Genomic DNA, 5,391 nt, shown 5'->3' with positions numbered 1-5,391 from the left:
AGGCCACGGCCCTATCTTCCCGGCATTGACTTTGGAACGGCCCTGCAGTATGGAGGGTCTGAGCCGTTGTGCTCGCCCGCCGACGTGGTCCGCTTTCCGGTTCTGGTTGAGGTCCTGCGGGGTGTGCCCGATCCGCGGCGTCGTGCCGGGCGCCGCTGGCCGCTCGGCCTCGTCCTGACGGTGTGCGTGGTGGCGGTACTGTGTGGCGCGCGTTCTCTGCGGCAGATCTGGCGTATGGCCCGGGGCTGGGACGAAGACACCCGCGCGGCACTGGGCATGTCCACCTGCCCGGAGACCGGCGGTGCGGCCGTGCCGGTGCCCACAACGCTGGGCCGGGTTCTGGCCCGGATCGACGCGGATGCCCTGGACGTCGCCGTCGGCAGCTACTTCACGGCCCTGACCGCCGACCCGCTCGCTCTCCCGGGCAAGGCCGGTGACCTGCACGGACTCGCCGTGGACGGCAAGACTCTGCGCGGAGCGGTCCGCGCAGATGGCCGTCAGGTCCACCTGCTGGCCGCGGCCACCCACGACCTCGGCCTGGTCGTCGCCCAGCGCGAAGTCGGCGCGAAGACCAACGAGATCCCCGGCTTCGTCCCGCTGCTGCAGCCGCTGGACCTTGCAGGGCGCCGTCGTCACCTCCGACGCCCTGCATACCCAGACCGGCCACGCGAAAGCCCTGGTGGAGATGGGCGCGCACTACCTGACCGTGGTCAAGGCCAACCAGCCCAAACTGTTCCGGCAGCTCAAGAGGCTGCCCTGGCGCGAGGTGCCCCTGCTGGAGACGGCGGACGAGAAAGGCCACGGACGGCACGAGATCCGCCGGCTCAAGAGCGTCACCCTCGCTGGCCGCAGGCGGCTCCGGTTCCCGCACGCCGTCCAGGCCATCCAGATCCGGCGCCGCCGACGGGACCTCAAAACAGGCAGGATCACTGTCGAAACGGTCTACGCCGTCACCGACCTGACTCCCGAACAGGCTGGCCCGGCCCGCCTAGCCGAACTGGCCCGCGGGCACCGGGGAGCGATCGAGGCCCTCCACCACGTCCGTGATGTCACCTTCACCGAGGACGCCTCCCGCATACGGACCGACAACGCACCCCGGGCCATGGCATCGCTCCGCAACCTCGCCATCGGACTTGCCCGCCTCGCCGGCTGGAACAACATCGCCCACGCCACCGACCACTACCGGTCACACCCCGACCACGCAACCCAACTCCTCGGTCCCAACGGATGAGAACGCATCACCCCTGGGCGAGGAGCTCGCAGGCTGCCGCTGCTTATAACTTGTAGAGGAGCGTCTTCGTGTGGCGATCCCAAACGGCCAGATGCAGGGAGTGACTGTGGAACAGTATCGCTGTCTTGTATGCATGCTACCCGCCCGCAGCGACCAGGTGCCTCAGCTGTGCACGCTCTGTACGGCCAGGCTCCAGTGGGCCCTGGAAGGACTTCCCCTGCTCTACGTAAAGCTACATACGGAATTACCAATGGGAATTGGGGTGAGACGGCTTGATCAATTGACTAACGACATTCCATGGAAATGTCGGGGACGGGTGCTGCCTCTAAGATTGCCGCTTCTCGAGCACTCGGCACGATGTGTAGCAGCGGTGCGAGCATGGGGTGAGGAAGCGGTGCCGGACTCTATACCTCCTGAACCTGTTCGCCCGGGGTATCTCCTTCAGAGCATATGTCTCGCGCTATCTGCCGACATGAAAGAATCGGTGCGCCACCGTAAGCAAGGTGTCCGCGCCGCGCATGTGTGGACGATGTATGCGCGAGCCCGCAAGCTTCTGGGATACGATAACCCCGTCAGGAGACTGAAAATCCCATGCCCTGCCTGCGACCTTCGGTCCCTCGCTTCGACGGGTGAAGGAAGAGTTTTCTGTCGTTCATGCGCAACCCGCTGGGACGGCGGGGATGTGATGCCATCGATTCCGGTAGTGGCGACTGGATAAATCGGGTGTGTTTGTATCTTATGAACCGGAGAATGCCATGAAGAACCTCCATGTTTCACGACGCGAAATCCAGGGGATTCTGAAGAAAACAGCATGGGATCCATGCTGCCGTTTGCTCACCACTGCTGAGGCTGCCGAGACGGTCGGGGTCTCGCCAGAATGCATCAGGCAGTGGGTCCGGAGAGGCTACCTCAGTCCAGTTGCCCGGTGCCGAAGAAGGGGCAGAAATCTCTTTCGTGAAGAGGATCTTCTACGGGTCGAGAGGGACCGTCGATTGCAGCGTGGACCTTCTCCTGCGGAGCCATCTGCGGAGGAATGACCCTGGACTTCTCGGCAGGCTGATGCTCTTGGTTTCAACCGGTCAGTGCAACACTCCAGGTAGAAAGGGTGCTGGAGGTGTTGCAGGGTGGCGAGGATCGGTCGTCCGGGGATGTCGGACGCGTAGAAGCGGGAAGTCTGGCGGCGTTGGAAGCAGGGTCAGTCGCTGAGCGAGATCGGCCGTGCGCTCGGCCGGGTGCCGGGTTCCGTTCACGGAGTGGTCGCCGCGAACGGTGGATTCGTTTCCGTACCCCGGAAGCGAGCGGATGGTGCGCTGACGCTCGCAGAACGTGAGGAAATCTCCCGCGGGCTGGCCCGCGGGGAGTCATTGCGGGTGATAGCGGCGCGGCTCGGGCGGGCACCGTCGACGGTCGGCCGGGAAGTCGGACGGCATGGCGGCCGCAAGGGATACAGGGCCGCGGCGGCCGATGAAAGGGCCTGGGACAATGCCCGCAGGCCCAAGCCCTGCCGGCTGCGGGAGAACCCTCAACTCCGCGAAGCGGTCGCGGAGAAACTGTCCATGGAGTGGTCGCCGCAGCAGATATCCGGGTGGCTTGCCCGCCGTTACGGACGCGGACACGCTATGTATTGAGCCGGAACTGTTGACTTGCCTGTCTCGTTGATGGGGCATGGCTGAGTCTGGGGATCTGCGGCGGGTGGGGCCGGCAGGGCGGGAAGTGGTGCGGTTGAGGGTGGTGGCCGCGCTGGAGGCGGGGACGGTCGGCTCGTACCGGCAGGCGGCCGAAGTCTTCGGGGTCGCGGAACGGTCAGTGGGCTCCTGGTGGCGTGTCTACCAGGCCGGTGGCCGGGAGGCCCTGGCCGTGAAGCGGGTGAGCCGTCCCGGTCCGCACGAGCTGGTCGGCGATGAGGAACGGGCGGTGCTGTTCCAGGCGATGGCCGACTACACGCCCGAACAGCTGTTGATTGGCGGTCCCTTGTGGACCAGGCCCCTGGTCGCCGAGCTGGTCCGGATGGTCACCGGGGTCACGATGACGGAGCGCGGGGTGGGCAAGTGGCTGCGCCGGCACGGCTTCTCCCCGCAGCGGCCCGACCGCCGCTCCTACCGCCAGGACCAGGAGAAGATCGACGTCTGGCTGAAGGAGAAGTACCCGGCGATCGCCGCCCGGGCCAGGGCGGAGAACGCGCAGGTGGCATGGGTGGACCAGTGCGGGCTGCGCCCGGACACCGCACCGCCCGGACGCTCCTGGGCACCGAGGGGCCGGACCCCGGTCGTGCGCGTGTCCGGACGGCACTTCCGGGTGAACATCATGTCCGCGATCGCCTCCCGCGGCACGCTCTACTTCACCGTGTTCACCGGGAAGTTCACCGCGAAAGTGTTTACCGCCTTCCTGGACCGGCTCGCCCGCCAGGCCGGCCGCAAGGTCCACGTGATCGCCGACCGGCACCCCGTCCACCGCAGCAAGACCGTCCGCACCTGGCTCGCCGACAACGGCGAGCGCGTCGAGCTGCACCTGATGCCCGGATACAGCCCCGAACTCAACCCCGACGAGCTGCTGAACGCCGACATCAAGCGCCATGTCCACGCCGCCCGCGCCCGGTCGGCTGACGACCTCGCCCACGAGACCCGGCGCTTCCTCCGCCGACGCCAGCACCAACCACACATCGTCCGCGGCTACTTCCACGCCCGCCACGTCCGCTACACGATCACATAGGCAACCGAACAGTTCCGGCTCAATACCTGCCTCACGGCTTCCCGAACCACGGCACCGTCTATGCCTACTACGCGGCCTGGCGCGACGAAGGGATCTTCGCCCAGCTCAACTTCGACCTCACCGGCCTGGCCCGCGTGAAGGAAGGCCGCAAGGCCGAGCCGACCGCCTCTGTGATCGACACCCAGAGCGTGAAGACCTCCACCAATGTACCCCTGACCAGCCAGGGAACGGACGCCGCGAATTATCTGGGGGCGTCGGTTATGGCGGGTCGGGGTGGCTATGGCTGGCTGACGTGGGGCGAATTCGGAACAGGGATGTCATAACGGCGGTCCTGCGCGGTCTCCTTCGTAGAGGTTCTCGAAGGAGGCGCGCTCATGGTCAAGGCAGCGACAGATGGTCGGTATCCGGTGCGGGTGTCGGGGCCGCTGGCCCTGTCGGTTCATCCGTTCCGGTTGGAGTTGGTGCGGCGTGGGTTCACGCCGCGGTCCTCTCAGGATCACGCCTACGTACTGGCGGACTTGAGCCGCTGGTTGGAACGCAAAGAGCTGGCTCCGGGGCAGTTGACTGCGGAGCGGGTGGAGGCGTACGTCCAGGCACGGCGGAACGCCGGGCACCGGCGGTGGCTGACGGACCGGTCGTTGCAGCTGATGCTCGGCTTCCTGCGGGATGCCGGTGTCGTCCCGCCACAGGAGCATGACCTGGTCGGGAGTCCGGTCGAGGGCGTGCTGGAGGAGTACCGCAGCTACCTGCTGCGCGAGCGCCGGCTCGGCGAGCGTACGGTTCGCGGGCGTGTGGACGTCGCCCGCAGGTTCCTGACCGCGCAGCTCGTCGAGGGCCGGCTTCGGCTGGACCGGCTGAGCCCGGAGTCGGTCGCCGGTTTCGTCCTGGACGCCTCGAAGCGGTACTCGACCGGGTCGATGAAGGTGGTGACGTCGAGTCTGCGGGCACTGCTGCGGTTCTTGTTCGTGACCGCGGCCGTTGACCGGGACTTGGCTGCGGCGGTGCCGTCGGTCGCCGGATGGCGGCTGAGCCGGCTGCCGTCCGGCACGGACGCGGTGCCGGTCCTGCTGGAAAACTGCGATCGGACCACCGCGTTGGGACGGCGGGACTTCGCGATTCTGCTGCTGATGACACGGCTGGGCCTGCGGGCGGTCGAGGTGTCACGGCTGTGCTTGGAGGACCTGGACTGGCGCGGCGGCGAGCTGGTGGTCCGGGGCAAGGGCGGACAGCTCGACCGGATGCCGCTGCCCGCGGACGTCGGCGCCGCGCTGGCCGACTGGCTGCGGCATGGCCGGCGGCCGTCAGCGTTCCGTGAGGTGTTCCTGCGCACCATCGGCCCGGACGCTCCGATTTCACGGCAGTCCGTGGTCATGGTGCCGCGCTGCGCTTCACACCGCGCCGGCATACCTGTTGTCGCCGCGCACTGTGGGCGCTCATGGAATTGACCCGGG

At 67.1% G+C, this 5,391-nt stretch carries 5 protein-coding genes and 3 pseudogenes; all 8 read left to right on the top strand.

The window, feature by feature from the left end:
* Positions 1-84 precede the first annotated feature (84 nt).
* Positions 85-327: pseudogene (locus ACLHRZ_RS36485) on the top strand (transposase family protein); the annotation flags it as partial.
* Between the two features lie 289 nt (positions 328-616).
* Positions 617-1,231, top strand: a complete 615-nt coding sequence (locus ACLHRZ_RS36480; RefSeq protein ID WP_490422891.1) for an ISAs1 family transposase — start codon at positions 617-619, stop codon at positions 1,229-1,231.
* 755 nt (positions 1,232-1,986) lie between these two features.
* Positions 1,987-2,268 carry a helix-turn-helix domain-containing protein gene (locus ACLHRZ_RS36475; protein WP_490422890.1) on the top strand — a complete coding sequence of 94 codons (282 nt, stop codon included), beginning with the start codon at positions 1,987-1,989 and terminating at the stop codon, positions 2,266-2,268.
* Positions 2,269-2,409: 141 nt separating this feature from the next.
* Positions 2,410-2,469: pseudogene (locus tag ACLHRZ_RS36470) on the top strand (hypothetical protein); the annotation flags it as partial.
* On the top strand, positions 2,464-2,859 hold the full coding sequence (locus ACLHRZ_RS36465; RefSeq protein ID WP_490422889.1) for a transposase: 396 nt from the start codon (positions 2,464-2,466) through the stop codon (positions 2,857-2,859). The pseudogene ACLHRZ_RS36470 and the gene ACLHRZ_RS36465, both read left to right, overlap by 6 nt.
* Positions 2,860-2,896: 37 nt before the next feature.
* Positions 2,897-3,940: an IS630 family transposase gene (locus tag ACLHRZ_RS36460; protein ID WP_490422888.1), complete on the top strand. Its 1,044-nt coding sequence runs from the start codon at positions 2,897-2,899 to the stop codon at positions 3,938-3,940.
* A gap of 2 nt (positions 3,941-3,942) precedes the next feature.
* A pseudogene (locus ACLHRZ_RS36455) lies at positions 3,943-4,179 on the top strand (IS5/IS1182 family transposase); the annotation flags it as partial.
* A gap of 135 nt (positions 4,180-4,314) precedes the next feature.
* Positions 4,315-5,385: a tyrosine-type recombinase/integrase gene (locus ACLHRZ_RS36450; protein WP_490422887.1), complete on the top strand. Its 1,071-nt coding sequence runs from the start codon at positions 4,315-4,317 to the stop codon at positions 5,383-5,385.
* Positions 5,386-5,391: the final 6 nt, after the last annotated feature.

It is taken from the genome of Streptomyces sp. AM25, from assembly GCF_058146165.1.
Note: the sequence above shows the minus strand (reverse complement) of the source record. Positions and strands in the feature narration are given on the sequence as shown.